This is a genomic window from Marinihelvus fidelis (assembly GCF_008725655.1).
GTDB lineage: Bacteria > Pseudomonadota > Gammaproteobacteria > Xanthomonadales > SZUA-36 > Marinihelvus > Marinihelvus fidelis.
In genome coordinates, this window is sequence record NZ_VYXP01000001.1 from 1 (window position 1) to 26,019 (window position 26,019).

Below are 26,019 nucleotides of genomic sequence, written 5' to 3' on the forward strand. Positions count from 1 at the left end.
ACCCCGAACCCACACCCCCACCCCGCAACACCCCCGTCAGGTATAATTGCGCGCCCCCGAGTTGAACTGGCTGCCCAGCGGCCCCATTTCGGGGAAATGACATAATAATTTGAGGCATTCCATGGACTTTTTCATTGCTTCCGCATACGCACAGGACGGCGCCCAACCCGGCGGCCTGGCGCAGTTCCTGCCGCTGATCCTGATCTTCGTGTGTTCTATTTCCTGCTCATTCGCCCGCAGATGAAGCGCGCCAAGGAGCACAAGGCGCTGGTCGCAGGCCTGGGTAAGGGCGACGAGATCGTCACCAACGGCGGCCTGCTCGGCAAGATCGTTGACCTCAACGATTCCTTCGTGACCCTTGAGCTGGCGGACAACGTCCAGATCAAGATCCAGCGTCACGCCATCGCCAGCGTCATGCCGAAAGGCACGATCAAGTCCTCCTGATAGCGGCACCAGAAACCGTAACAGGACCACCCTCAGGGAGCGTTCCATGAACCAGTATCCAGCCTGGAAGTACGTGCTGATTCTCCTGGTGATTGCCGTGGGCGTGATTTACGCGCTGCCCAACCTTTACGGCGACCACCCGGCGGTGCAGGTGACTTCCGCCCGTGGCTTCCAGCTTCCGCTGGAGATCGAGACCACGATCGACGACACCCTTGCCAGCGAGCAGATTCCGTTCCTCGGCACCGAGCTGGGCGACAATCGCGTGCTGGTTCGGCTGAGCAACACCGACGACCAGCTGCGTGCCTCCGACGCGCTGCAGAAGACCCTGGGCGACGGCTACGTCGTGGCCCTGCACATGGCCCACGCCACCCCGGGCTGGCTGCGCGCCTTCGGCGCCAAGCCGCTGACCCTGGGCCTGGATCTGCAGGGCGGTGTGCACTTCCTGATGCAGGTGGACATGGAAACCGCCCGCAGCCAGCAGCTCGACCGCTATGTCGATGACATTCGCGCCGCGCTGCGCGAGGCCGGCATCCGCTACGTGTCGGTCCGTCATGAGAACGAGAACGTGCTCATCCAGCTGCGCTCCGAGGCCGACCGCGAAGAGGCCGAGCGCATCATCAACCGTGACCAGAGCCTGGACGGCCTGGACCTGGAAGAGCTGCCGGCCGGCGAGACCTTCGGCCTGTCCGGCACAGTGCTGGAACGCCAGTTGCTGGAATTGCAACAGACCGCGCTGAAGCAGAACATCACCACGCTGCGTAACCGCGTCAACGAACTGGGCGTGGCCGAGCCGGTCATCCAGCAGCAGGGCGCCGACCGCGTGGTCGTGCAGCTGCCCGGCGTGCAGGACATGGCCGAGGCCAAGAAGATCATCGGCGCCACGGCCACCCTGGAGTACCGCGCCGTGGACGAGGTCAATGACGCGTTTACCGCGCAGCAGACCGGCCGCATTCCATCTGACTCGCGTATGTACAGCTACCTGGGCAGCCCGCTGCTGCTGAAGAAGCGCCTGATCGTGTCCGGTGATCAGCTCATCGGCGCCTCCGGCGGTTTCGACCAGCAGAGCGGCACGCCGATGGTGTCCGTCACTCTGGACGGCGTCGGCGCCTCGCGCATGCTGGACTTCACCCGCGAGAACGTCGGCAACCGCATGGCGGTGGTCTACATCGAACAGAAGCCAGGCGGTGAGCGCGTCGAGGAAGTGATCTCGGTCGCCAACGTCCGTGAGCCGTTTGGCAAGCGTTTCCAGACCACCGGGCTCGACTCCATCGGCGAAGCCTCGCAGCTGGCTCTGCTGCTTCGCGCCGGTGCCCTGGCCGCGCCCATGGAGATTGCCTTCCAACGCACCGTCGGCCCCTCACTGGGTGCCGACAACATCGCCCGCGGCTTCAAGTCGGTGATTATCGGCTTCGCCCTGGTGCTGGTGTTCATGGCCATCTACTACCGCACCTTTGGCCTGTTCGCCGACATCGCGCTGTTCTGCAACCTGGTGTTGCTGCTGGCGCTGCTGTCGATGCTGGGCGCCACGCTGACCATGCCGGGTATCGCCGGTATCGTCCTGACGGTGGGTATGGCGGTGGATGCCAACGTGCTCATCTTCGAGCGTATCCGCGAGGAGCTGCGCAACGGCAACACGCCGCAGGCCAGTATCCGCGCGGGTTATGACAAGGCGTTCTCGACCATCGCGGATGCCAACGTCACCACGCTGATCGCCGCCTTCGTGCTGTTCCTGTTCGGCAGCGGCCCGGTGAAGGGCTTCGCTGTAACGCTATCGCTGGGCATCATCACGTCCATGTTCACCGCCATCATGGGTACGCGCGCGCTGGTGAATCTCTACTACGGCCGCCGCGCGCGGGTCGAGAAACTGGCGATTTGAGGGCGATCACATGAGACTTCTCAAGGACAAGACCAATATCGACTTCATGGGCAAGCGCAAGATCACGCTTGTCTTCTCCGCCATCCTGATCATCGTCGCCCTGGTGACGCTGCCGACCATGGGCCTGAACTTCGGCCTGGACTTCACCGGCGGTACCGAGGTCGAGGTGCGCTTCAACGAGGCGCCGGATGTGGGCGCCGTGCGTGAATCGCTGGCAGGCGCCGGCATGGATGACGCCACGGTGCAGACCTTCGGCTCCAGCACCGACATGCTGGTGCGGATTCCGCCGCACGAGGGTGATTCCAACGCCGACACCCAGGCCACCCAGGTGATCGAGGCGCTGGCCCAGGACTTCCCGTCCGGTGTGGAAATGCGTTCCTCGGGCTTTGTCGGCCCGCAGGTGGGCGAAGAGCTGACCGAGCAAGGCATCCTGGCGGTCATCTACGCGCTCATCGGCATCTTCATCTACGTCATGTTCCGCTTCCAGTGGCGCTTCTCCGTGGGCGCCGTGATCGCGGTTATCCATGACATCCTGGTGACGCTGGGCATGCTGGCCATCCTGCAGATCGACTTCGATCTGACCGTGGTCGCGGCGTTGCTGGCCGTGGTCGGTTATTCGCTGAACGACACCATCGTGCTGTTCGACCGCATCCGCGAGAACTTCCCGCGCATGGGCAAGAGCACGCCGACCGAGGTCATCAACCGCTCCGTCAACGAGACCCTGTCACGTACGTTGATGACGTCGTTGACCACGCTGCTGGTGCTGATCGCGCTGTTCTTCTTTGGCGGCGAGATCATCCACGCCTTCGCCTGGACGCTGATCGTCGGCGTTGTCGTGGGTACCTACTCGTCCATCTACGTGGCCAGCGTCGCGCTGTTGCTGCTGGGTGTCAGCAAGCAGGACCTGCTGGTTATCGAGAAGGAAGGCGCCGAGATCGACTCCATGCCTTGATGGGTGACGCGTTACGCGTTACGCGTGACTCGTAACGCGTGGACCGGGCGGCCATCGGCCGCCCTCGGTTACAAAAAAACCCGCCGGTTGGCGGGTTTTTTTACGTCCGGGATGTCGCCGGGCTTAGAGTGGCGCGGGTCCGGCCGCTACGCCCTTCGCGTCACGCGTCACGCGTCACCAGCCTCACCCGTTCTTGGCGGCCTTCCAGGCCGGCTCAATCAGCTGCCGCAGCGGCGTCATCAGCTTGTACGGCGCGGCGATCACGCTGCCGGAGTTTTCCAGGCGGTCATTGCCGTCGAAGTCGGTGCAGACGCCGCCGGCTTCGCGGACCAGCAGGGCGCCTGCGGCCACATCCCAGGCCGCGGTGCCAATCTCGAAGTAGCCGTCCAGGCGGCCGGCCGCGGTCCAGGCCAGGTCCAGCGAGGCGGCGCCGGCGCGGCGAATATCCTGGATGCGGCGGAACACCGAACTGAACATCTTCGTGTACATCGGCATCAGTTCGCGTTTGCGGAACGGGAATGCCGTGGAGATGATGGCGTCGTCCAGCGTCGTGCGCTGCGATACGCGGATGCGGCGCTGGTCCAGGAACGCGCCCTTGCCGCGGCTGGCGGTGAACAGCTCGTCACGCATCGGGTCGTAGACCAGCCCGTGCTCGGTGCGGCCATTGACCTGCAGCGCAATGGACACAGCAAAATGCGGGATCCCCTGGATGTAATTGCTGGTGCCGTCGACCGGGTCGATGATCCAGACGTGGTCGGATTCGCCCTGCATACCGCCTTCCTCGCCCAGGATGGCGTGGTCGGGGTAGTACTTGCGGATTTCTTTTACAATCACGTCCTCGCAGGCCTGGTCGACTTCGCTGACGTAGTCGTAACGGGCCTTTTTGGCAACCGGGACACTATCCAGGTTGCGCAGATTTCTGCGCATCAGTTCGCCGGCGGCGTGGGCCGCCTCGGTGGCGACATTGATTGCGGGATGGGCCATGACTGAAACACTCGACGACAGGGCGGCACAGGATACCAGAACAGCGGCGCAGGCGGCAGAGCGACTGGCCCGCGTGCGTATCGTGCTGATTCACACCACCCATCCCGGCAACATCGGATCCACCGCCCGCGCCATGAAAGTGATGGGGCTTTCGCAGTTGCACCTGGTCGCCCCCGAAGCGGCCTTTCCCAGCGCCGATGCCACCGCGCTGGCCTCCGGCGCCGCCGACCTGCTGCAAACCGCGCAGGTTCATGACGACCTGGACGGCGCGCTCGAGGGCTGCTCGCTGGTCCTGGGCACCAGCGCGCGCCTGCGCAGCCTGTCGATGCCGCAGATGGATGTGCGCCGCGCCGCCGTCGAGGCGCTGGCGGAGGTGTCCGCCGACAGCGCTGGCGACGTGGCTATCCTGTTCGGCCGCGAGGCCTGGGGCCTGACCAACGAGGAGATCCAGCGCTGCCACCAGCTGGTGCATATCGAGACCAACCCCGAGTTCGGTTCGCTGAACCTGTCCCAGGCCGTGCAGGTGGTGGCTTACGACCTGCGCATGGCGGCCCTGGACGAGACCGGCGTGGAGCGTGCACCGCTGGACTGGGAGCCCGTCGACGCGGTCCAGATGGAGCGGTTCTACGAGCACCTGGAGCAGACCCTGCTGGATATCCGCTTCCTTAACCCCGACCAGCCCAAGCGCCTGATGGGCCGCCTTCGGCGCCTGTTCAACCGCGCCCGGCCGGACCAGAACGAGATGAACATCCTGCGCGGCATCCTGGCCGCGGCGCAACGCGAGGCCAAGCCCGAAGACCGCTCCGGGGACTGACGTTTTACCGATTCCCGGTTTGAATTCCGGTGTGCTTCTGATACGGTTTAACCAGGGAGTGAGTCAGGGAAGATATCGCTACCATTGGTGGCGACAGGGACCACGGAAAAGGTTCTGAGTTCGAATGAATTTACACCTCCCTTCAGCCCGGGTGCGTCCGGGTTCGGTGCCGCATCTTTCCCTGTCTCGCGTTTGAAAACCCACCTCGTCCCCTGCGTGGGCCCTCGAGCAACTCCCTTTTGCCGGAAACGGTGGACCTTCGCGTCGTTGGCGCGTCGGCGTTTCCGGGAAATGCCGCCCATCGGGTTCCTCTCCCTTCTCGTAAGGGCGGCGCAAGACAGCGGGCCGGCTCGGAGCCGGCCCGCTTTTTTCATGCTGGTTTGACAAGTCCGTCACATCCAACTGTTAAAATGGAGGCTGATTCCGCACTGCACCCTGTCGCAACATGAACGACACCAGCGCCGACACCGACATTGATTCGGGCGTCAGTACGCCCACGCGCCCCGATGCCGAGTGGTTTGAGGCGGTCTGGAAGGTTGTCAGTGATATCCCCCGCGGCCACGTGCTGACCTATGGCGACGTCGCCAGGCTTTCCGGCCTGCCACGCCAGGCCCGCCGCGTCAGCCAGGCAATGCGCCGCGCTCCCAATGACGTGGAACTGCCCTGGCACCGCGTCATCAACGCCCAGGGCAAGATTTCCTTCCCGCCCGATTCCGCCGGCTACGAGCGCCAGAAAGACCTGCTGCAGGAAGAGGGCGTGGTGTTCATCGACGGCCGAATCGACCTGGACCGCTTCGGCTACAAGGGCGCGCTTGACTGCCTGTTCTGGGGTGAGCCGGGGGTCAGTAAGACTTAGGGCGCATTTTCAGGGCTTTCCAGTCGTTGAAGACATTCCAGCCCCGGTCCCTGCGAAGCCTCAGTCGGCCGAAGCGATCAGCCCGAGCGCCTTGGCGTGATGGCGCAGGTGGTCGTCGATAAAGCTGGCCACAAAGAAGTAAGAGTGGTCATACCCTTCACGTAACCGGATTTCGAGCGGGTGGTGCGCGCAGATTGCGGCCTGCTCCAGCGCGCCGGGCTTTAATTGCTCGCCCAGGAACGGGTCGTCGGCGCCCTGGTCGATCAGGATGGGAAGCTGGATGTCGACGTCGGTGAGTAGCTGGGTGGCGTCCCATGCGCGCCAGTCGTTGCGGTCGTCGCCCAGGTAGTGGCTGAAGGCCTTCACGCCCCAGGGGCAGTCGGACGGGTGGCAGATGGGCGCGAAGGCGCTGACCGAGGCGTAGCGTTCCGGCTCGCGCAGGGCGCAGAGCAGGGCGCCGTGGCCGCCCATCGAATGACCACTGACGGCGCGCTGGCCGGTGACCGGCAGGTTGGCTTCCACCAGGGCCGGCAGCTCCTTAGTCACGTAGTCGTACATGCGGTAGTGCCTGTCCCACGGCGCCTGCGTCGCGTTGACGTAGAAGCCGGCGCCGGAGCCGAAGTCCCAGTCGTCGTGCTCGCCGGGCAGGTCGGTGCCACGCGGGCTGGTGTCCGGGCAGACGATTGCCAGGCCCAGTTGTGCGGCCAGGCGCTGTGCACCTGCCTTTTGCATGAAGTTCTCGTCGGTGCAGGTCAGGCCCGACAGCCACCACAACACCGGCACGGGGCCGGTATCGGCCTGCGGTGGCAGGTAGACACCGAATTCCATGTCGCAGTTGAGCGTGGCGCTGGCGTGCTTGTAGCGTTCGACCCGGCCGCCGAAGCTGCCGGTGGATGACAGTTTTTCCATGTGTGCGGGGTCCCGGCTCAGAAAATCACCACGGAGCGGATGCTCTCACCGTCGTGCATCAGGTCAAAGGCTTTATTGATGTCTTCCAGGCCCATGGTGTGGGTGACCATGTCGTCCAGGTTGATGCCGCCGGCCATGTATTTATCCACGTAGCCCGGCAGTTCGGTGCGGCCGCGCACGCCGCCAAAGGCGGTGCCGCGCCAGACCCGACCGGTGACCAGCTGGAACGGCCGCGTGCTGATTTCCTGGCCGGCCCCGGCGACACCGATGATGATCGACTCGCCCCAGCCCTTGTGGCAGCACTCCAGCGCCGCGCGCATGACCTCGACGTTGCCGATGCACTCGAACGAGTAGTCCACGCCGCCGTCGGTCAGGTCGACGATCACGTCCTGGATGGGCGCGTCATAGTCTTTCGGGTTGACGAAATCGGTGGCGCCCAGCGCCTTGGCCATGTCGAACTTGTCCGGGTTCATGTCGATGGCGACGATGCGTTCCGCACCGGCCATCACCGCGCCCTGGATCACCGCGAGACCAATCCCGCCCAGGCCGAACACGGCCACGGTCGAGCCCGGCTCCACCTTCGCGGTGTTCAGTACCGCGCCAATGCCGGTGGTGATGCCGCAGCCCAGCAGGCAGACCTTGTCCAGCGGCGCCGCCGGATTGATCTTCGCCAGCGCGATCTCCGGCACCACGGTGTATTCGCTGAACGTGGAGGTGCCCATGTAGTGGAATAACGGCTCACCGCCGGACGAAAACCGCGAGGTGCCGTCGGGCATCAGGCCCTGGCCCTGGGTGGCGCGGATCTTCTGGCACAGGTTGGTCTTGCCGGACTTGCAGAACGAGCACTCGCGGCACTCCGGCGTGTACAGCGGGATCACGTGGTCGCCCGGCTTCAGCGAGGTCACGCCCGGGCCGACTTCCTCGACCACGCCGCCGCCCTCGTGGCCCAGGATGGCCGGGAACAGGCCCTCCGGGTCGGCGCCCGACAGCGTGAAGGCGTCGGTGTGGCAGACGCCCGTGGCGACGATGCGCACCAGCACTTCACCGGCCCTCGGGCCGGCGACGTCGATTTCCTCGATGACCAGGGGCTGCCCGGCGGCGCGGGCAACGGCGGCACGTGATTTCATGGTGTTCTCCTTTCAGATTCGTGTTGGACGGTGGGTTCCACGCCAGGTTCCATGTCGGTCTTCGTGGCTGGCTCCACCGGGTCGTTCAGTTTTTCCCGCTCACGCTCGTGCATGGCGAGATCGGTGACGGTCTTCAGCAGCACCAGCACCAGCAGCAGCCCCAACGGGCTGCCCAGCGCCTGGGCCGCGATGCCACCGAAAATGATGGTGATATGAAGCACGATGATACGCCCGTAGGGACGCGCCATCATCTCGCCCACCGTGGCCGTGCGCCACTCGCCGCGGCCGATGTAGTTGGCGAAGAAGGAATAAAGGTGGCTGATGGCCAGCGCGGCCAGGGACATCGCCAGCGCCGTGGTCATGAAGTCGGGAATCGACTGCCAGTAGTCCATGCCATGACTACCTTCTTTCTCGAACAGGTCGAACACGAAGGCGCCGTGCACCAACGTGAATATGCCGTAGTGGACGCAGAAAAACGGCACCATGAACAGCTTGGCGCCGATGTTGATGATCCACAGGATCTTTTTCGCCGGTGCCGGAATTTCGTCACGCGGCACTTCCTTCGGGATCGGCAGCGGCGAGGCCATCAGCATGCGCAGCACGTTGATCACGCCGATGATGACGTTCTCGGCCCAGTACAGGAAGACGATCTCGAACACGCTCCAGTCGTAGCGCAGCACGCCCACCAGCACGCCCAGGTTGACGGCCAGCAGTACCCAGCCGGACCGCCGCCGCAGCGCGTCACGCAGCGTCTGGCGGATGGAAAAACGCCGCCCCGGCTTATCGGGGCGGCGTTGACTTCCCTTGCGCGGTGACCGGCTCAATCGTGGTGGTGCCCGATTTCGCCTTCGGTGAACAGGTAGTCCTTCAGTTCCTTGTCGAAGCGCGGGTCGCGGCGGCGAATCCATTCGAGCACCATCGCCGCGTGCTCTTTCTCCTCGTCGCGGTTATGGGCCAGGATCTTGGCCAGTTCCGGGTCCTTGCAGGCGTCAACGCGCTGCTGGTACCAGTCGACCGCTTCCAGTTCTTCCATCAGCGAGATGATGGCCCGGTGCATGTCGCGGGTCTCGTCGCTGAGCTCTTCTACAGGTTCGTGATAGCCCTCGTTTGACATGAGCGATTACTCTCCTTCTTTCACTTCGTGAATGTGAACATCGCGCTGCGGGAACGGGATATTGCAGCCCGCGGCTTCCAGTTCAGCCTTGGCTTTCTCCATGATTTCCGCGCGCACGACCCAGTAGTCAGAGGTCGCGGTCCATGGCCGGACCCAGAAGTTGACGCTGGAATCGGCCAGTGCGGTGATCAGCACCACTGGCGCCGGGTCTTTCAGCACCTTCGGGTGCTCGGTGCAGACCCGCATCAGGATTTCGGCGGCCACTTTCAGGTCGTCGCCGTAGCCGACGCCGAATTCCATGTCGATACGGCGCGTGTCGCGCGTGGTGTAGTTGATGATGGGCGAGTTCCAGATGGCGCCGTTGGGCAGCGTGATCTCGCGGTTGTCCGGCGTCACGATCAGCGTGTTGACCAGGTGGATTTCCTCCACCGAGCCCGATTCGCCGGCGGCTTCGACGAAGTCGCCCTTGGCGAACGGCCGGAACATCACCAGCATGACACCGGCGGCGAAGTTGCTGAGTGAATCTTTCAGCGCCAGACCGATGGCCAGGCCCGCGGCGCCAAGAACAGCCACCAGCGACGTGGCGGGGATACCCAGTTTCTGCAGCGCGGCGACGAAGGTAATGGCCAGAATCAGCCACCAGATGATGGTGCCGATGAAATCGACGAGGATGTCATCCATTTCCTTCTTGCGCATGACCTTCTCGGCCCAGTGCTGCGTGAAGCGCCCCAGGCGCATGCCCAGGAACAGGATGACCAGCGCGATCAGCAGGTTGAAGCCGAACGTGATCAGGATATCGGTGATGCCGGAATCGGCGTACCAGGTTTTAAATTGCTCCATGGTTCCCCCGTGAGCGTTGATTGAATCAGGCGACGTCGCTGTCGCCCTCCAGGACTTCCTCGAAACGGTCGGCGAACGGCGCCACGTGGTTCACCACGTGTTCCAGTTCCTGGCCGCTCAGGATTGAATAGGGCAGGTTCTCGCACATCTTGATGTAGGCCACGCCGTCCAGGTCGCCGACGGCCAGGTAGCCGACGCGCTGCATCAGGTTGATGCGCAGGCATTTCTCGGCGTCGAAGTCCTCCAGCGGCACCACCGGCGTTTCCACGCGCAGGTAGCGGCGGCCATCGCCGCCCTTGATCTCGGCCAGGAAAATGCTCTGCTTGCGGCCTTCGCTGCCCACCGGGCATTCGAAGCCCAGCAGGAACGGCTCGTCGATGATCAGCTCGTGATGGCCGGCGACGAAATCACGTACTTCCGTGAACGTTTCCACGTTGGTTTCCTTACTTTGGTTGCATGCGGACGGCACCGTCCAGTCGCAGCGTGGTGCCGTTGAGGTACCCATTCTCCACGATATGGGCCGCGAGTTCAGCAAACTCTTCGGGTTTGCCCAGCCGTGACGGGAACGGAATGGAGGCGGATAACGACTCCTGAACCTCCGGCGGCATGCCGTCCACCATCGGCGTCCAGAAAATGCCCGGTGCAATCGCCATGACCCGCACGCCGATGCGGGTAAACTCGCGCGCCATCGGCAGCGTCATGCCAACGATGCCACCCTTGCTGGCCGAATACGCCGCCTGGCCGATCTGGCCCTCGTAGGCCGCCACCGAGGCGGTGTTGATGATCACGCCGCGCTCGCCGTCTTCGCCCGGCTCGTTCGCTTCCATGGCCGCGGCCGACGCCTTGGCGACATTGAAGCTACCCACCAGGTTGATGTTGATGACGTTGGCGAAGTAGTCCAGTGCCATCGGTGCCTCGCGCCCCAGTACCCGTCCGGCGCCGATGACACCGGCGCAGTTGACGTTGACGTTGACGCCGCCCATGTGGCCCTTCGCCGCCTCGATGGCGGCCACCACCGCGGCCTCGTCGGTGACGTTGACGTTCAGGTAGTTCGCGTTGGCGCCCAGCTCGGCCACCGCCGCCGCGCCGGCCTCGTCATTGATATCCAGCAGCGTGACCTGGCCGCCAGCGGCGACGACGTGTTTCGCCACGGCCAGGCCAAGGCCGGAGGCGCCGCCGGTGATGACGGCTTTCGCCTGTGAAATCTTCATGGTGTTACTCCTTGGGGTCTGCGCCGGCGGAAATCCACCCCGGCGCGCGTTTGTCGAGGAATGCGCGCATGCCTTCCCGGCCCTCGTCGCCGGTGCGAAGCCGGGCGATCAGTTGGGCGGTGTGCTGGTCCAGTTTCAGTTGTGTGTCGATGCTGTGGCCGCCGGCGAAACCGGCGAGTGCCTTGCCCTGCGCCTGCGCCTGCGGGCCACCTTTCGCGAGCTCTTCCGTAAAACGAAGGGTTGCGCTATCCAGGGCGTCGGCCGCTGTGACTTCGTGCACCAGGCCAATGTGTAAGGCGTGCGCGGCGTCGAATCGCTCGCCGGTCAGGAAATACCGCCGCGCATGACTCTCGCCGATCTTGCGGAACACGTAGGGCGAGATTACCGCCGGGGCGAGCCCTAAGCGCACCTCGCTGGTGGCGAACACGGCGTTCTCGGCCGCAACGGCGATATCGCAGCAGGCGACCAGGCCCATCCCCCCGCCGATGGCGGCGCCGTTGACGCGGGCGATGGTGGGTTTGTGCAGGTAGTTCAGGGTGCGCATCAGGCGCGCCAGGTGCAGGGCGTCGTGCTCGTTGGTGGCGGCGTCGGCCTCGGCCATGCGCCGCATCCAGTTCAGGTCGGCGCCGGCGGAGAATGATTTGCCGGCGCCCGTCAGGACCACGACGCGGACGGCGGTGTCGCTGCCCACGGCCAGCAGCGTGTCGGTCAGGCAGCCGATCAGCTCGTCGTCGAAAGCGTTGTGGACCTCCGGGCGGTTCAGCGTCAGTGTGGCGACGCCGTCTTCCAGGTGGTATTGCAGGCTGCTCATGGTTCGATCCCCCGGCCGGTCGTTACATCCTGAACATCGGCACGCGCTGCGGGGCAAGCGGCGCGTTGGCGGCAATCGCCAGGCCGCGGGCCAGTGTGGCTCGGGTGTCGATGGGGTCGATGATGCCGTCGTCCCACAGGCGGGCGGTGGCGTAGTAGGGGTGGCCCTGTTGGTCGTAGCCCTCCAGGATCGGGCGGCGGAACTCGGCCTCGTCTTCGGCGGACCACTCGCCGCCCTTGGCCTCGATGCCGTCACGGCGCACCGTGGCCAGTACCGAGGCGGCCTGTTCGCCACCCATCACCGAGACGCGGGCGTTGGGCCACATCCACAGGAATCGCGGGTCGTAGGCGCGCCCGGCCATGGCGTAGTTGCCGGCGCCGAAGCTGCCGCCGATCACCACCGTGAACTTGGGCACGCGCGCGGTGGCGACGGCCGTGACCATCTTGGCGCCGTCTTTGGCGATGCCGGCGTTCTCGTAGGCGCGGCCGACCATGAAACCGGTGATGTTCTGCAGGAACACCAGCGGAATGCCGCGCTTGTCGGCCAGTTCGATAAAGTGCGCGGCCTTCAGCGCCGATTCGGAGAACAGGATGCCGTTGTTGGCGATGATGGCCACCGGCCAGCCGTCGATGCGGGCGAAGCCGCAGACCAGGGTCTTGCCGTAGCGGGCCTTGAACTCGTGGAATTCGCTGCCGTCGACGATGCGGGCGATGACCTCGCGTATGGGCAGCTGCACGCGCGAGTCGCGTGGGACCACGCCGTAGAGTTCTTCCGCCTTGTACTTCGGCTCGCGCGGCTCGGCGCGCTCGTAAGCGGTAAACGCCGGCCGGTTCAGGCAGGCCAGGGCCTCGCGCGCCATTTGCAGGGCGTGGCCGTCGCTGTCGGCCAGGTGGTCGGTAACGCCGGATTTGGACGAGTGCACCTCGGCGCCGCCCAAAGTCTCGGCGTCCACCACCTCGCCGGTGGCAGCCTTCACCAGCGGCGGGCCGCCCAGGAAAATCGTGCCCTGCTTCTTGACGATAATGGACTCGTCGCACATGGCCGGCACGTAGGCGCCGCCGGCGGTACACGAGCCCATCACCACGGCGATCTGCGGGATGTTGTCGGCGGCCAGCCGGGCCTGGTTGAAGAAGATGCGGCCGAAGTGCTCGCGGTCGGGGAACACCTCGTCCTGAAGCGGCAGGAAGGCGCCGCCAGAGTCGACCAGGTAGACGCAGGGCAGGTGGTTCTCGGCGGCGATCGCCTGCGCGCGCAGGTGCTTCTTCACCGTCATCGGGAAATACGTCCCGCCCTTCACGGTGGCGTCGTTGGCCACCACCATCACGTCGCGGCCATGCACCTGGCCGATGCCGGTGATGATGCCGGCGCCGGGTGCCGCGCCTTCGTAGAGCCCGTATGCTGCCAGCGCGGACAGTTCCAGGAACGGGCTGCCCTCATCGAGCAAGCCAGTGACACGGTCACGCGGCAGCATCTTGCCACGCTTCAGGTGTTTGACCCGGGCGTCATCGCCGCCGCCCAGCTTCACCGTCTCCAGCTGTTTGCCCAGGTCATCCACCAGCGCGCGCATGGTGCCGACATTGGCGTCGAAAGACGCCTGCGAGGGGTCGAGCCGGGTGTCGATGACGCTCATTGTGGCTTTAAACCAGCTCCACCGCGATCGCCGTCGCCTCGCCACCCCCATTGCACAGCGCCGCAACGCCACGCTTCAGGCCGCGCTGGGCCAGGGCGTTCAGCAGTGTGACCACCAGTCGCGCGCCGCTGGCGCCGATGGGGTGACCCAGCGCGCAGGCGCCGCCGTTGACGTTGATCTTGTCGTGCGGGATGTCGTGGTCGTGCATCGCCGCCATCGTGACCGCGGCGAAGGCCTCGTTGACCTCGAACAGGTCGACATCGGAGACGCTCCAGCCCGCCTTTTTCAGCACGTTGGCGATCGCGCCCACGGGGGCGGTCGTGAACCATTCCGGTTCCTGCGAGTGCATGGCGTGGGCGACGATACGCGCCAGCGGCGTAACGCCGCGCTCGCGCGCCGCGTCGGCGCTCATCAGTACCACGGCGGCGGCGCCGTCGGAGATCTTTGACGACGTGGCGGCGGTGACCGTGCCGTCCTTGGCGAAGGCGGCGCGCAGCGTGGGAATCTTCTCCAGGTTGCAGCGCGGCGGCTCTTCGTCCTGGGTGACCACGGTCTCACCGCGGCGGCTGCGTACCGTGACCGGCGCCAGCTCCGCCTCGAATTCGGATTCCATGGCGTGCAGAGCGCGTTCCACCGAGGCCGTGCCGAAGGCATCCATCGCCTCGCGGCTGAACGCGTACTTGTCGGCGCACTTCTGGCCGTAGACGCCCATCATGAAACCCTCGTCCGGGTCCTGCAGGCCGTCGGTGAACATGTGGTCCAGCACCTCGCCGTGGCCCATGCGGTAACCGCCGCGCGCTTTCGGCAACAGGTAGGGCGCGCGGGTCATGGATTCCATGCCGCCCGCCACGACTACCGACTTGCTGCCGGCGACAATGCTGTCGTGCGCCTGCATGATGGCCACCAGGCCGGAGCTGCAGGCCTTGTTGACCGTGACCGCGCCGGCGCTGACCGGGATACCGGCCTTGCGCGCGGCCAGCCGCGCGGGCGCCTGGCCGACACCGGCCGGCAGCACGCATCCCATGACCACGTCGTCAATGGCATCGACAGCCACACCCGACTGCTCGACGGCCGCCGCAATGGCCGCCGCGCCCAGATCGTCGGCGGGAACGTCACTGAACTGGCCCTGGAAAGAGCCGATGGGGGTGCGCTTGGCGCCTGCGATGATGATGTCAGTCATGATGTTGTGTCCGTGATTCTGTCGATGGTGGATTGTTGGGTATTCACTGGATTCAGCGCTCGTGTACGGCGCCGATAAACGGGTTCCTGATCTTGACGCCGCTGATGCTCTGTCCGTGGTTCATGTCCTCGCTGAGCAAGGTTGAGCAGCCCGCTTTGCGGGCCGCGTTGATGATCAGCGCGTCCCAATAGGACAACTTGTGAAGCCTGACCAGGTCAACCGCATCCAGCGTGTCGTCGGTTGTGATCTGTATGACATTCAGCGTTGTCAGCAGTTGCATGCGACGTTGAACGGTTTCGGGCTTGATGCCGAGTTTTCGGGTGCAGACCGCGAAGAACTCCTGGAGTACCTGGGTTGATATCACTCCGGTTCCGTCGTGCATCGCCGCGGTCACCAATTCGATAGCCCGTTGTCGCTTAATGGGTTCGTCGGCATCTTCAGCGTAGACCAGGACATTGGTGTCGAAGAAGCTAAGTTCTTTCATGAAGCTCGTCGCGATCGAAAGCCCAGCCCTTCTCGCGCCTTCCCTGTCCGCTACCGCCGATGTACTCGTCAATCGTTGCATCCAGTGCCTGGCCGGAGCACAGCTGCTCCAGGTACTCGCGAACCATCTGGTTGACGCTTTTTCCCTGGGCCCGCGCGGCCTTGCGGGCGCGCTCAAGTAGGTCCTTGTTGATTGAAAGTGTCAGGTTCATCAGCTATTCACGTATTAAGTGTGCACATAATAAGTGTATCAAACTGCCCTGAATTACGCCTTGTCCTGCACAAGCTCCCTGCCAATCAGCATGCGCCGGATCTCGTTGGTGCCGGCGCCGATTTCGTAGAGCTTGGCGTCGCGGAGCAGGCGGCCGGCCGGGTATTCGTTGATGTAGCCGTTGCCGCCCAGGGTCTGGATCGCCTCCAGCGTCACCTCGACGGCGGAGCGCGAGGCGTGCAGCAGGCACGCGGCGGGGTCGATGCGCGACTTGCGGCCGTCGTCGAAGGCCTCGGCGACGGCGTAGGCGAAGGCGCGCGAGGACTGCAGCGCTGTGTACATGTCGCCCAGCTTGGCCTGCATCACGCCGAACTCGCCCAGGGCCTTGCCGAACTGTTTGCGCTCGCGGGTGTAGGGCAGGGCCAGGTCCAGCGCCGCCTGCATCAGGCCGATGGGGCCGCCGGACAGCACCATGCGCTCGGTGTCCAGGCCGCTCATCAGCACCTTCACACCCTGGTTCACTTCGCCCAGCACGTTCTCGGCCGGGATGACGCAGTCCTCGAATACCAGTTCGCAGGTGTTGGAGCCGCGCATGCCCAGCTTGTCGAGCTTCTGGGCCTTGCTGAAGCCGGGCAGGTCGTCGGTGACCAGGAAGGCGGTCATGCACTTGGAGCCCGCTTCCGGGCCGGCGGTGCGCATGTAGACGATCAACACGCCGGCCTCGGGGCCGTTGGTGATCCACATCTTGTTGCCGTTGGCGACCCAGGTGCCGTCGTCGCGCTGCTCGGCGCGGCAGGCCATGGAGCCCACCACGTCGGAGCCGGCGCCCGGTTCGGACATGGCCAGCGCGCCGACGGTCTCGCCGCTGCACAGGCCGGGGAGGAAGCGTTGTTTCTGCGCCTCGGTGCCGTTGCGCTGCAGGTTGTCGACGCACAGGTTGGAGTGCGCGCCATAGGACAGGCCGATGGAACCGGAGGCGCGGGAGATTTCCTCCATCGCCACCAGGTGGGCCAGGTAACCCATGTCCGAGCCGCCGTAATCGGCCGGCACGGTCATGCCCAGCATGCCCATCTCACCCAGCTTGGGCCACAGGTCCTGTGGGAATTCGTTGACCTCGTCGATCTCGGCCGCGCGCGGCGCGATCTCGGCTTCGGCGAAACGCCGCGCGGTGTCGCGCAGCAGCTCCAGTTCCTCGTTCATCGGTGTCCCCTCCCGTCAGCCTGTCCAGTATGGCGCGTGAATGTGTCAGCCGCTGTTGCGCTCCCGGCCGGGGAAACGGTGCGGCTTACCCATGTGCGGCATCTTGATCTTGCCCAGGATGGCGATGCGCTCCTCGGCCATGCGGTCGGACGCCTGATAGGTGGGGATGCCATCGCGCTCGGCGATTTCGAAGATGCGTTTCAGGTTGTAGTAAATCGCGCGCGTCATGCGGTAGCCACGTTCCTCGCTGTAGCCTTCGAATTCGATCGACACGTTCATCAGGCCGCCGGCGTTGACCGCGTAGTCCGGCGCGTACAGGATGCCGCGCTTTTCCAGCTCGTCACCGGCCGCGTCATTGGCCAGCTGGTTGTTGGCGGAGCCCGCCACCACCTTGAACTTGAAGCGCGGAATGGTGTTCTCGTTGACCACCGCGCCCAGGGCGCAGGGGCTGAACACGTCGGCGTCGACATCGTAGATGTCATCCAGGCCCACGGCCTCGGCGCCCATGTCGACGGCCTGGGCCACGGCTTCCTCGTTGATGTCGGTGACGAAGATCTTTGCACCGGCTTCGCGCAGCAACTTGACCAGGTGGTGGCCGACATGGCCGGCGCCCTGAACGGCGAAGCTGTACTTGCCGACATCGTCATCACCAAACTTGGCCACCAGCGCGGCGCGGATACCCTGCAGCGTGCCGAACGCCGTGAACGGCGACGGGTCGCCGGAACCACCGTGGACTTCGTGCACGCCGACCACGTTATTGGTTTCCTGGAAAATGAATTCCATGTCGTTCACATCGATGCCGACATCCTCGGCGGTGATGTAACGGCCGTTCAGCGTGTCGATAAACTTGCCGAAGGCGCGGAACAGCGCCTCGGACTTGTCCTGGCGTGGGTCGCCGATGATCACGGCCTTGCCGCCACCCAGGTTCAGGCCGGACACCGCCGCCTTGTAGGTCATGCCGCGAGACAGGCGCAGCACGTCGTTCAGCGCTTCCTGCTCGGTAGCGTACGGCCACATGCGCAGGCCACCCAGGGCCGGGCCCAGCGTGGTGTTGTGAATGGCGATGATGGCTTTCAAGCCGACGTCGGTGTTGTTGCAGAACACGATCTGCTCGTGCTCGGTGGTCTGGATGGTTTCGAACAGTTCCATGAGGATAGGAATCTCCAACATTTATGGTCTACCGGGCGTGTCCACGCGGGCGACAGTTCGCCACTGGGGCATGCTGGAGCACGTCCGGGATGAAGAAATCGACGGGCAGAAAAGCTGAGCCGGCCCGGGTCGGCTGGAAATTGTATCAAAAGAAACTAGTTTGGGTGACGGGTGACGGGTGACGGGTGACGGGTGACGCGTGACGGGTGACGGGTGACGCGTGACGCGTGACGCGCGACATGTGACGCGAGGCGTGCTTGCGAGGGGCGGGGCGGTTGTGGTTTATTCGTGGGCCCTAAAAATACATCGCAGGATTCCGAATGCGATGGCCAGGTTGGAGAGCATTTGATGAGTGATACCGCACCGTTTGAGCCCAAAGCGATGAAGATCAGTGTCCTGACGGCCGCGTTCCAGGAGCTGACGCCGCGCGAGAAGCGTGATGCCGACCCGGATCTTGCGATCGAGGACTGGCTCGAGTTTTCCGCGGAAATCGGCTCGCCCTACATCCAGCTTTCCGCGGCGTTGCACCCCAGCGTCACCGACGTGCCGGCCGAGGCCATGCTGGACCCGGTGGCCAATCACCTGGACCTGCGCGAGCCGTTCAACCAGCAGCGTGCCGACCGCGTCATTGCCGCCATGAAGCAGACCGGCGTGGGCCTGTCTGATCTCGGCTATTTCGACAATATGCTGGTCGCCGATGACAGCGCTCGCCAGGCCAAGCACGATTTCATGCTGCGGATTTTCGACGCCGCGGTGCTGATGGGCACCGATGCCGTCTGCGGTTTTGTCGGCCGCAACTACGACCTGGAAATGGACGAGAACCTGGTCATGTTCGAAGAGGTCTTCGTGCCGTTGCTGAAAGAGGCGAAGGCGCGTGGGCTGACCTACCGTGTCGAGCAGTGCCCGATGCCGGGCTGGACCGTCAAGGACCGCTGGCACAACAACATCGCCTACGCGCCGGGGCCGTGGATCGCGCTGCACCGCATCTGCGAGAAGCACGGGGTGGGCGACCAGTTCCGCGTGCACTACGACCCGTCGCACTCCGTGCTGATGGGCCAGGACACACGCTCGATGTTCCAGTACCTGAAGGACGAGGGTTACGCCTTCCTGGTCGACGGTTTCCATGTGAAAGGCCAGGTGGTGGACTCGAAGGGCGTGTCCGCCTGGGGCTACGGCGGCCAGACCATGGAGCGCGGCGACTGGGTCAACGGCAAGCCTTCGGACAATCCGGCTGATCACCTGAACGCGTGGAAGAAGCAGGTCGCTTTGTGCGAGCACGAGCTGCCGGGCACCGCCCGCCACGACCCGCTGGCTTACCTGCAGAACCGCACCGTGGACTGGCTGGATCACCAGCTGGCCGCACGCGAGCTGCTGGACATTGATCCTGCCGAGATGTACCTGGTCGTGGAGCACGAATATCCGCCCGCGCGTATCCAGGACAAGGAGAAGCTGAAGCCGATACTGGCCGGTTCCATTGCCTTTACGAAGGCCATCGACGAGGCGGCCGCGGCCATGTACGCGCTGCAGAACGAGGTCATGCCGTCACTGGGTATACCGGTGCAGGGTGTCGGGCGCGAGGCCTACCGGTCGTAAAACAGTTACAAATAAAACGGTTGACATCGTTTTCCAGAACGGCGATAACACGACACATGATTAAGCGCACGCGCCAATTCGCAACGGACACGAGGGGCCACCTGGCCGCGCTCGGGCGTCTGCGCGGCGCGCACGCCACGCTCCTCCTGGTACTCGTACTTATTATTCCGACTACAGCCGGGGTTGGCGTTTACGCGTAAGCAAAACAAGCAAAGACATCAGAACCCCGCAACCGAAAGGACGCGGGGTTTTTACTTATATGGACCTGAAAAACCGGAACAAATGAAACCATCATGAGTGACGACAAAAAGAACAACGGTGCGCAGACCAGCGACATCATGAAGAGCGGCCCGGCCCGTGCGCCAGCGCGCTCCATGCTGCGCGCCACCGGCCTGGGCGACGACGACCTGGCGCGGCCGATGGTGGCCGTGGTCAACACCTGGAGCGAGGTCACGCCGTGCAACATCCACCTGCGCGCGCTGGCCACCCCGGTGAAGGAAGGCATCCGCGAGGCCGGCGGCACGCCCATCGAGTTCAACACCATCGTCGTTACCGACGGCATCACCATGGGTACGCCGGGCATGCGCGCGTCGCTGATGTCGCGCGAGACCATCTGTGATTCCATCGAGCTGGCCGTGGGTGGCCACTCGCTGGACGCGCTGGTGATCCTGGTGGGTTGCGACAAGACCCTGCCGGCCGCCGCCATGGCCGCCGCGCGACTGAACCTGCCCTGCGTCATTTTGTACGGCGGTTCCATCGGCAAGGGCCGCTACAAGGGCCGCGACCTGTCCATCCAGGACGTGTTCGAGGCCGTCGGCGCGCACGCGGCCGGCACCATCGACGACGAGGAACTGGACGGCATCGAGAAGGCGGCGCTGCCGGGCCCCGGCGCCTGCGGCGGCCAGTTCACCGCCAACTCCATGGCGCTGGCGCTGACCATGCTGGGCCTGTCGCCGCTGGGCCTGAACGATATTCCCGCCGTGCACCCGGGCAAGATCGGTGCCGCCCGCCAGGCCGGTCGCTGGGTGATGGACGCATTGGCCGCGGGCCGCACGCCGGACCAGCTGATCACTCGCGAGTCGCTGCGCAACGCCGCGGCGGCCACCTGCGCCACGGCCGGTTCCACCAATGCCGTACTGCACCTGCTGGCGGTCGCCGCCGAGATGGGCGTGGATTTCGAATTGAATGAGTGGGACGAAATCTCCGCCGCCACGCCGGTCATTGCCGACCTGAAGCCCGGTGGCAAGTACCTGGCCGTAGACATGTTCGAAGCCGGCGGCACCCCGGCCGTGGTCCGTCGCCTGCTGGCCGCGGGCAAGATCAGCGACACGCTGACTGTCACCGGCCGCACCCTGGGCGAGGAAGCCGCCGACCTGGCGGAGCCGGAATCCCAGGACGTCATTTATGACATCGAGCACGCGCTCAAGCCGCGCGGTGGTTTCGGCGTGCTGTTCGGCAACCTGGCACCGGAAGGCTGCGTGGTGAAACTCGCCGGCCACGGTATCCTGCATTTCGAAGGCCCGGCCAAGGTGTTTGATTCCGAGGAAGCCACATTCCAGGCCGTGCAGACCGGCCAGGTGGAAGCCGGCGACGTGGTCGTCATCCGTTACGAAGGCCCGAAAGGCGGCCCGGGCATGCGCGAGATGCTGGCGGTGACCGCCGCCATCGCCGGTCGTGGCCTGTCCGATTCCGTGGCGCTGATTACGGACGGACGATTCTCCGGCGCCACCCACGGTTTCATGGTCGGCCACGTGGCCCCGGAAGCCGCGATGGGCGGGCCGATCGCGCTGGTTCGCAACGGCGACCGCATCACCCTGGACGTGGAAAACCAGGAAATCCGCGTCGATGCCGACCTGGACGCACGCCGCGACGGCTTCGAGCCGTTGAAGAAGCCGGCACCCGCCGGCGTCTACGCCAAGTACGCCCGGCTGGTGGGCTCCGCGTCGAAAGGCGCCGTCACCGTGCCGCATGGCGAATAACCGATTAACCCTGAACACACTGAAAACGCATTTATTTAGAGAGGACTGAACGATGAAACTGTTTACCACCGAAGACGTAAAGCGCGACGCACTCGAAGGCCAGACCCTGGCGGTCCTGGGCTACGGCTCACAGGGTCGCGCCCACGCCAACAACCTGCGCGATTCCGGCTACAACGTGATTATCGGAGCGCGCCCGGGCGGCCCGACCGCGAAAGCCGCCGAAGCCGCCGGCTTCGAGGTCTTTGATTTCGCCGAGGCAACCGCGAAAGCCCAGCACATTTCCATGCTGGTGCCGGACATGGTGCAGCCGGCGGTGTTCGAGCAGATCAAGGACCACCTGCAGGATGGCGACACGCTGCTGTTCGCCCACGGCCTGAACGTGCACTTTGGCGCCATCGAGCCGCCGAAGAACATCGACGTCACTATGGTCGCGCCCAAGTCCCCGGGTGACCTGGTGCGTCGCCAGTACCAGGAAGGCCGTGGCGTGCCGTGCCTGCGCGCGGTCTACCAGGATGCCTCCGGCGAAGCTGCCGAGCGCGCGCTGAGCTACGCCCACGGCCTGGGCGGCACCCACGCCGGCGTGCTGGACACCACCTTTGCCGAGGAAACCGAGACCGACCTGTTTGGTGAGCAGGCCGTGCTGTGCGGCGGCACCGCCCAGCTGGTCATGCACGGCTTCGACACGCTGGTGGAAGCCGGCTACCAGCCGGAAGCGGCCTACTTCGAGTGCCTGCACGAGCTGAAGCTGATTGTCGACCTGCTGTACGAAGGCGGCCTGGACAAGATGTACGAGTTCATCTCCGACACCGCGGCCTACGGCGACCTGGTTTCCGGCCCGCGCATCATCGATGACAGCGTCAAGGCGCGCATGAAGGACGTACTGACCGACATCCAGGACGGCACCTTCGCCAAGGCATGGATGGACGAGTACGCGGCCGGCTCCAATGGCTACCAGGCCATGCTGACCAAGCGTCGCGCGCATCCGATCGAGTCCACTGGCAGCAAGCTGCGTGATCGCATGAGCTGGCTGGCGAAGAAGAACAAGGCCCAGGAAGCGGCCTGAACGAAAGCCTTAAGGAACGGGGAAAACCATGAGCCTGCTGGATAAACGCGAAGACACATCGGCCGAGCCGCTGACCGGTTCGCAGCTGATGATCGAGGCGCTGAAGCGCAACGGGGTGAAGGAGATTTTCGGCTACCCCGGCGGCGCCATCATGCCGCTGTACGACGCGCTGGTAGGCTCCGGCCTGAAGCACTACCTGACCCGCCACGAGCAGGGCGCGTCGCTGGCGGCGGATGCCTACGGCCGCGTCACGCGGCGGGCCGGGGTGTGCATGGCCACCTCCGGCCCCGGGGCGACCAACCTGGTCACCGGCATTGCCAATGCCTACATGGACTCGGTGCCGATGGTGGCGATAACCGGCCAGGTGGCCAGTTCGCTGATCGGCACCGATGCCTTCCAGGAGGTCGACATCTTCGGCATCACCCTGCCGGTGGTGAAGCACAGCTTTGTGGTCCGCGATGTCAGCGAGATCCCCGAGATCATGGACGAAGCCTTCCGCATCGCGGAAGGCGGCCGTCCCGGCCCCGTCCTGGTGGACTTCCCCAAGGACGTCTCCGTCGCCACCCACTCACCGTCACGCGTCACGCGTCACGCGTCACCCAAGCCCGCCCCGGTCGACGAAGCCGCCATCACCGCGGCCAACGAGCTGCTGGCCAAGGCCCGCCGCCCGCTGGTCATCGCCGGTGGCGGCATCGCCATTTCCGATGCCATCGACGCATTTCGTGATTTTGTCGAGCGTACCGGCCTGCCGGTCACCGCCACGCTGAAGTCGCTGGGCTCGCTGCCCACCGACCACGAGCGTTTCCTGGGCATGCTGGGCATGCACGGCAACGAGGCAGCCAACCACGCGGTGCAGAACTGCGACCTGCTGATGGTGATCGGCGGCCGTTTCGACGATCGCGTCACCGGCAAACTGACTCATTTCGCGCCCACGGCCCAGGTCATTCACATGGATATCGACCCGGCCGAGGTCTCGAAGCTGCGCAAGCCGGATGTCGCCATCGTCGGCGAACTGGCGCCGGCGCTGGAGAAGCTGGGTCCGGCTGAGCCGCCGCGCGCGTCCTGGATCAACCAGTGCGAGGCCTGGAAAAAGGAATTCGCCTGGCGTTACGACGCCCCCGGCGAGGGCATCTACGCGCCGAAACTGCTGCGCGACATGAGCCGCATGCGCGACGACCTGGTCGTCGCCTGTGACGTGGGCCAGCACCAGATGTGGGTGGCGCAGCATTGCCGTTTCAACGACCCGCTGCAGCACCTGACCTCCGGCGGCCTGGGCACGATGGGTTACGGCCTGCCGGCGGCCATGGGCGCCAAGGTGGCGAAGCCGGAGGCGAAGGTCGTGGCCGTCTGTGGCGACGGCTCTTTCATGATGAACGTGCAGGAACTGGCCACGCTGAACCGCTACGGCATCGACGTGCGCATCCTGCTGCTGAACAACGCCATGCTGGGCATGGTCCGGCAGTGGCAGGAGCTGTTCTTCGAAGGCAATTACAGCGAGGTCGACCTGTCCGACAACCCCGATTTCGCCCGCGTGGCGGAAGCCTTCGGCCTGATTTCGAAGGCCATCGACAAGCCGGCCGAGGTCGACGGCGGCCTGGAATGGTTGCTGGCCGACGACGGCCAGGGCCCGCGCCTGCTGCACGTGCGCATCGACCCGATGGAAAACGTCTGGCCGCTGGTGCCGCCGGGCCAGGCCAACCACAAGATGATGGGGAACCGTTGATCATGAGCACCGCTACCGCGACCCCCATTGCCGCCGCCGCGGCCACCGATATCCACCAGCTGGACCTGCGCCTGCGCGCGGTCGAGGGCGCCGTCGTGCGTGCCCTGGGCCTGATCGAGCGGCGCGGTTTTCGCCTGCTCGCCTGTGAAGTGGCCGATGCCTGTGAAGATGGCCAGGCCCGGTTCCAGGCCATGTCCGTCCGGGTGCGTTCCGACCGCCCGGCCGAGTTGCTGAAGCGGCAGCTCGAACGCCTGTATGACGTCCTGCAGGTGGAAATGAAACAACCCGGAGTAACACACCATGCCTGATATCAAGATTTTCGACACCAGCCTGCGCGATGGCGAGCAGAGCCCCGGGTTTTCCATGACCCACAACCAGAAGCTGCGCGTGGCCCGCGCGCTCGCGGACCTGAAGGTCGATATCATCGAGGCCGGTTTCCCGGCGGCGTCCCCCGGCGACTTCGCCGCGGTACAGGCCGTGGCCCGCGAGATCGAGGGCCCGACCATCGCCGCGCTGTGCCGTACCGTGCCGCGGGATATCGAGAAGGCCGGCGAGGCCCTGCTGCCGGCAAAGAACCGCCGCATCCACACCTTCATCGCCACCAGCCCCATCCACCGGCGCGACAAGCTGGGCATGGACAAGGCCGAGGTACTGAAAAACGCGGTGGCCGGCGTGGAACTGGCGCGCAGCTTCTGCGATGACGTCGAGTTCTCCGCCGAGGACGGCATCCGCACCGAGCGTGATTACCTGGCCGAGGTGCTGGCCGCGGTGATCGAGGCCGGCGCCACCACCGTCAATATTCCCGACACCGTGGGCTACTCCACGCCGCAGGAAATGACCGAGCTGTTCCGCTGGCTGAGCGAAACCGTGCCCGGCATCGGCGGCGTGACGATTTCCACGCATTGCCACAATGACCTGGGCCTGGCGGTCGCCAATTCGCTGGCGGCGGTCGAGGGCGGCGCACGGCAGATCGAGTGCACGCTGAACGGCGTGGGTGAGCGTGCGGGCAACTGCGCGCTGGAAGAAGTGGTGATGGCACTGCGCACGCGTTCCGACCGTTACGCCTGCCGCACGAATATCGACACCCGCAAGCTGCACATGGCCAGCCACCTGCTGGCGGCCGTGACCGGCAACTTCGTGCCGCGCAACAAGGCGATCGTCGGTGAGAACGCCTTCGCGCACGAGTCCGGCATCCACCAGCACGGCATGCTGGCCTCGCGCGAGACCTACGAGATCATGAAGCCCGAAGACGTCGGCGTGCTGTCTTCGCAGCTGATCCTGGGCAAGCACAGCGGCAAGCACGCGGTCATCGACCGCGCCCGCGCCATGGGTTACGAGCTGGCTGCCGGCGAGATCGACGGCATCATGGCGCAGTTCAAGGAACTGGCCGATGCCAAGAAGCGCGTTTACGACGCCGACCTGGAGGCCATCATCACCGGCAACCAGGCCGGTGGCGAACTGGGTCCGTGGTCGCTGCAGTGGCTGAGCGTGGTCAGCCGCGTCTCCGGCGAGGAAGAGCCCACCGCGTCGCTGACGCTGGCGCACGAAGACGGCACCACCGCCACACAGACGGGTGAAGGTGACGGCCCCGTGGACGCCATCGTCAAGGCCCTGGAAGCGATTACCGGCATGGACATCGAGGTGACCAACCTGGCCATGCGCAGCATCTCGCTGGGCGAGGACGCGCAGGGCGAGTCGACCATGCGCGCACGCGTCGACGGCACCGAGTACAGCGGCCACGGCCTGTCCACGGATATCGTGGCCGCCTGTGCCGAGGCACTGCTGGAAATCATCAACCGCGCGTCCCGCAACAACGCGCGTATCGAAGAATCCGAGCCACGTAGCCACGTGGCCTGACACGAATTAAGGC

27 protein-coding genes are annotated in these 26,019 nt (G+C 65.0%); 12 read left to right on the forward strand and 15 right to left on the reverse strand.

The window, feature by feature from the left end; genetic code table 11:
• Nucleotides 1–121 precede the first annotated feature (121 nt).
• The 4 genes from F3N42_RS15850 to secF are packed head-to-tail and all read left to right on the forward strand — an operon-like array spanning nt 122 to nt 3,272.
• Nucleotides 122–244 (forward strand): preprotein translocase subunit YajC, encoded by a 123-nt coding sequence (locus F3N42_RS15850; RefSeq protein ID WP_318190939.1) that lies wholly within the window; start codon nt 122–124, stop codon nt 242–244.
• Nucleotides 241–444, forward strand: a complete 204-nt coding sequence (yajC, locus tag F3N42_RS15855) for a preprotein translocase subunit YajC (protein ID WP_318190940.1) — start codon at nt 241–243, stop codon at nt 442–444. The genes F3N42_RS15850 and yajC overlap by 4 nt, the downstream gene beginning before the upstream one ends.
• Nucleotides 445–490: 46 nt before the next feature.
• Nucleotides 491–2,320, forward strand: coding sequence for a protein translocase subunit SecD (gene secD / locus F3N42_RS00010; RefSeq protein ID WP_150862324.1), 1,830 nt, complete (start codon nt 491–493; stop codon nt 2,318–2,320).
• A 10-nt stretch (nt 2,321–2,330) separates the two neighbouring features.
• A complete protein-coding gene (gene secF / locus F3N42_RS00015; protein ID WP_150862325.1) occupies nt 2,331–3,272 on the forward strand; it encodes a protein translocase subunit SecF in 942 nt (313 codons plus the stop codon).
• A 183-nt stretch (nt 3,273–3,455) separates the two neighbouring features.
• Here the strand turns inward: secF and F3N42_RS00020 are convergent, their stop codons facing one another.
• A complete protein-coding gene (locus F3N42_RS00020; protein WP_150862326.1) occupies nt 3,456–4,256 on the reverse strand; it encodes an inositol monophosphatase family protein in 801 nt (266 codons plus the stop codon).
• On the opposite strand from F3N42_RS00020, the gene F3N42_RS00025 reads away from it, so the two are divergent.
• Both F3N42_RS00025 and F3N42_RS00030 read left to right on the forward strand, forming a co-directional pair.
• The gene (locus F3N42_RS00025; protein WP_150862327.1) at nt 4,255–5,070 is read left to right on the forward strand and encodes an RNA methyltransferase; all 816 of its coding nucleotides are present in this window, start codon (nt 4,255–4,257) and stop codon (nt 5,068–5,070) included. The two genes, F3N42_RS00020 and F3N42_RS00025, sit on opposite strands and share 2 nt — an antisense overlap.
• 445 nt (nt 5,071–5,515) lie before the next feature.
• Entirely contained in the window at nt 5,516–5,926 is a 411-nt protein-coding gene (locus F3N42_RS00030; RefSeq protein WP_150862328.1) for an MGMT family protein, read from the forward strand.
• 60 nt (nt 5,927–5,986) lie between these two features.
• Here the strand turns inward: F3N42_RS00030 and fghA are convergent, their stop codons facing one another.
• Genes fghA through F3N42_RS00100 form a run of 14 tightly spaced genes read right to left on the reverse strand, consistent with a single transcriptional unit; the run spans nt 5,987 to nt 17,791 of the window.
• Nucleotides 5,987–6,835 carry an S-formylglutathione hydrolase gene (fghA, locus tag F3N42_RS00035; RefSeq protein WP_150862329.1) on the reverse strand — a complete coding sequence of 283 codons (849 nt, stop codon included), beginning with the start codon at nt 6,833–6,835 and terminating at the stop codon, nt 5,987–5,989.
• A gap of 17 nt (nt 6,836–6,852) precedes the next feature.
• Complete coding sequence (locus F3N42_RS00040) at nt 6,853–7,962, reverse strand: S-(hydroxymethyl)glutathione dehydrogenase/class III alcohol dehydrogenase (protein ID WP_150862330.1); 1,110 nt, start codon at nt 7,960–7,962, stop codon at nt 6,853–6,855.
• Nucleotides 7,959–8,786, reverse strand: coding sequence for a DUF6498-containing protein (locus tag F3N42_RS00045; RefSeq protein WP_150862331.1), 828 nt, complete (start codon nt 8,784–8,786; stop codon nt 7,959–7,961). Before F3N42_RS00045 ends, F3N42_RS00040 begins: the two co-directional genes overlap by 4 nt.
• Nucleotides 8,783–9,076: an encapsulin-associated ferritin-like protein gene (locus F3N42_RS00050; protein ID WP_150862332.1), complete on the reverse strand. Its 294-nt coding sequence runs from the start codon at nt 9,074–9,076 to the stop codon at nt 8,783–8,785. Before F3N42_RS00050 ends, F3N42_RS00045 begins: the two co-directional genes overlap by 4 nt.
• A gap of 6 nt (nt 9,077–9,082) precedes the next feature.
• Complete coding sequence (locus tag F3N42_RS00055; RefSeq protein WP_150862333.1) at nt 9,083–9,916, reverse strand: mechanosensitive ion channel family protein; 834 nt, start codon at nt 9,914–9,916, stop codon at nt 9,083–9,085.
• Nucleotides 9,917–9,941: 25 nt separating this feature from the next.
• Entirely contained in the window at nt 9,942–10,349 is a 408-nt protein-coding gene (locus F3N42_RS00060) for a hypothetical protein (RefSeq protein ID WP_150862334.1), read from the reverse strand.
• 10 nt (nt 10,350–10,359) lie between these two features.
• Nucleotides 10,360–11,127: an SDR family NAD(P)-dependent oxidoreductase gene (locus F3N42_RS00065; RefSeq protein WP_150862335.1), complete on the reverse strand. Its 768-nt coding sequence runs from the start codon at nt 11,125–11,127 to the stop codon at nt 10,360–10,362.
• A gap of 4 nt (nt 11,128–11,131) precedes the next feature.
• Nucleotides 11,132–11,938 (reverse strand): enoyl-CoA hydratase/isomerase family protein, encoded by an 807-nt coding sequence (locus tag F3N42_RS00070; protein WP_150862336.1) that lies wholly within the window; start codon nt 11,936–11,938, stop codon nt 11,132–11,134.
• A 22-nt stretch (nt 11,939–11,960) separates the two neighbouring features.
• Nucleotides 11,961–13,568, reverse strand: a complete 1,608-nt coding sequence (locus F3N42_RS00075) for a carboxyl transferase domain-containing protein (protein WP_150862337.1) — start codon at nt 13,566–13,568, stop codon at nt 11,961–11,963.
• A 7-nt stretch (nt 13,569–13,575) separates the two neighbouring features.
• Nucleotides 13,576–14,748 carry a thiolase family protein gene (locus tag F3N42_RS00080; RefSeq protein ID WP_150862338.1) on the reverse strand — a complete coding sequence of 391 codons (1,173 nt, stop codon included), beginning with the start codon at nt 14,746–14,748 and terminating at the stop codon, nt 13,576–13,578.
• Between the two features lie 52 nt (nt 14,749–14,800).
• Nucleotides 14,801–15,232, reverse strand: a complete 432-nt coding sequence (locus F3N42_RS00085) for a PIN domain-containing protein (protein WP_191621125.1) — start codon at nt 15,230–15,232, stop codon at nt 14,801–14,803.
• Nucleotides 15,219–15,443 carry a DUF6364 family protein gene (locus F3N42_RS00090; protein ID WP_150862340.1) on the reverse strand — a complete coding sequence of 75 codons (225 nt, stop codon included), beginning with the start codon at nt 15,441–15,443 and terminating at the stop codon, nt 15,219–15,221. The genes F3N42_RS00085 and F3N42_RS00090 overlap by 14 nt, the downstream gene beginning before the upstream one ends.
• 53 nt (nt 15,444–15,496) lie before the next feature.
• On the reverse strand, nt 15,497–16,642 hold the full coding sequence (locus F3N42_RS00095) for an acyl-CoA dehydrogenase family protein (RefSeq protein ID WP_150862341.1): 1,146 nt from the start codon (nt 16,640–16,642) through the stop codon (nt 15,497–15,499).
• A gap of 45 nt (nt 16,643–16,687) precedes the next feature.
• Nucleotides 16,688–17,791 carry a Glu/Leu/Phe/Val dehydrogenase gene (locus F3N42_RS00100; RefSeq protein ID WP_191621126.1) on the reverse strand — a complete coding sequence of 368 codons (1,104 nt, stop codon included), beginning with the start codon at nt 17,789–17,791 and terminating at the stop codon, nt 16,688–16,690.
• A gap of 348 nt (nt 17,792–18,139) precedes the next feature.
• Between F3N42_RS00100 and F3N42_RS00105 the strand changes: the two genes are divergently transcribed.
• From F3N42_RS00105 to F3N42_RS00130, 6 genes are all read left to right on the forward strand, one after another.
• The gene (locus F3N42_RS00105) at nt 18,140–19,384 is read left to right on the forward strand and encodes a sugar phosphate isomerase/epimerase family protein (protein ID WP_150862342.1); all 1,245 of its coding nucleotides are present in this window, start codon (nt 18,140–18,142) and stop codon (nt 19,382–19,384) included.
• A gap of 293 nt (nt 19,385–19,677) precedes the next feature.
• A complete protein-coding gene (gene ilvD / locus F3N42_RS00110; protein ID WP_150862343.1) occupies nt 19,678–21,363 on the forward strand; it encodes a dihydroxy-acid dehydratase in 1,686 nt (561 codons plus the stop codon).
• Nucleotides 21,364–21,415: 52 nt separating this feature from the next.
• Entirely contained in the window at nt 21,416–22,426 is a 1,011-nt protein-coding gene (gene ilvC, locus F3N42_RS00115; protein WP_150862344.1) for a ketol-acid reductoisomerase, read from the forward strand.
• Between the two features lie 28 nt (nt 22,427–22,454).
• Complete coding sequence (gene ilvG, locus F3N42_RS00120; protein WP_150862345.1) at nt 22,455–24,149, forward strand: acetolactate synthase 2 catalytic subunit; 1,695 nt, start codon at nt 22,455–22,457, stop codon at nt 24,147–24,149.
• Nucleotides 24,150–24,151: 2 nt separating this feature from the next.
• The gene (locus F3N42_RS00125) at nt 24,152–24,457 is read left to right on the forward strand and encodes an ACT domain-containing protein (protein ID WP_191621127.1); all 306 of its coding nucleotides are present in this window, start codon (nt 24,152–24,154) and stop codon (nt 24,455–24,457) included.
• Entirely contained in the window at nt 24,450–26,006 is a 1,557-nt protein-coding gene (locus F3N42_RS00130; protein WP_150862347.1) for a 2-isopropylmalate synthase, read from the forward strand. Before F3N42_RS00125 ends, F3N42_RS00130 begins: the two co-directional genes overlap by 8 nt.
• The last annotated feature ends 13 nt before the right edge of the window (nt 26,007–26,019 follow it).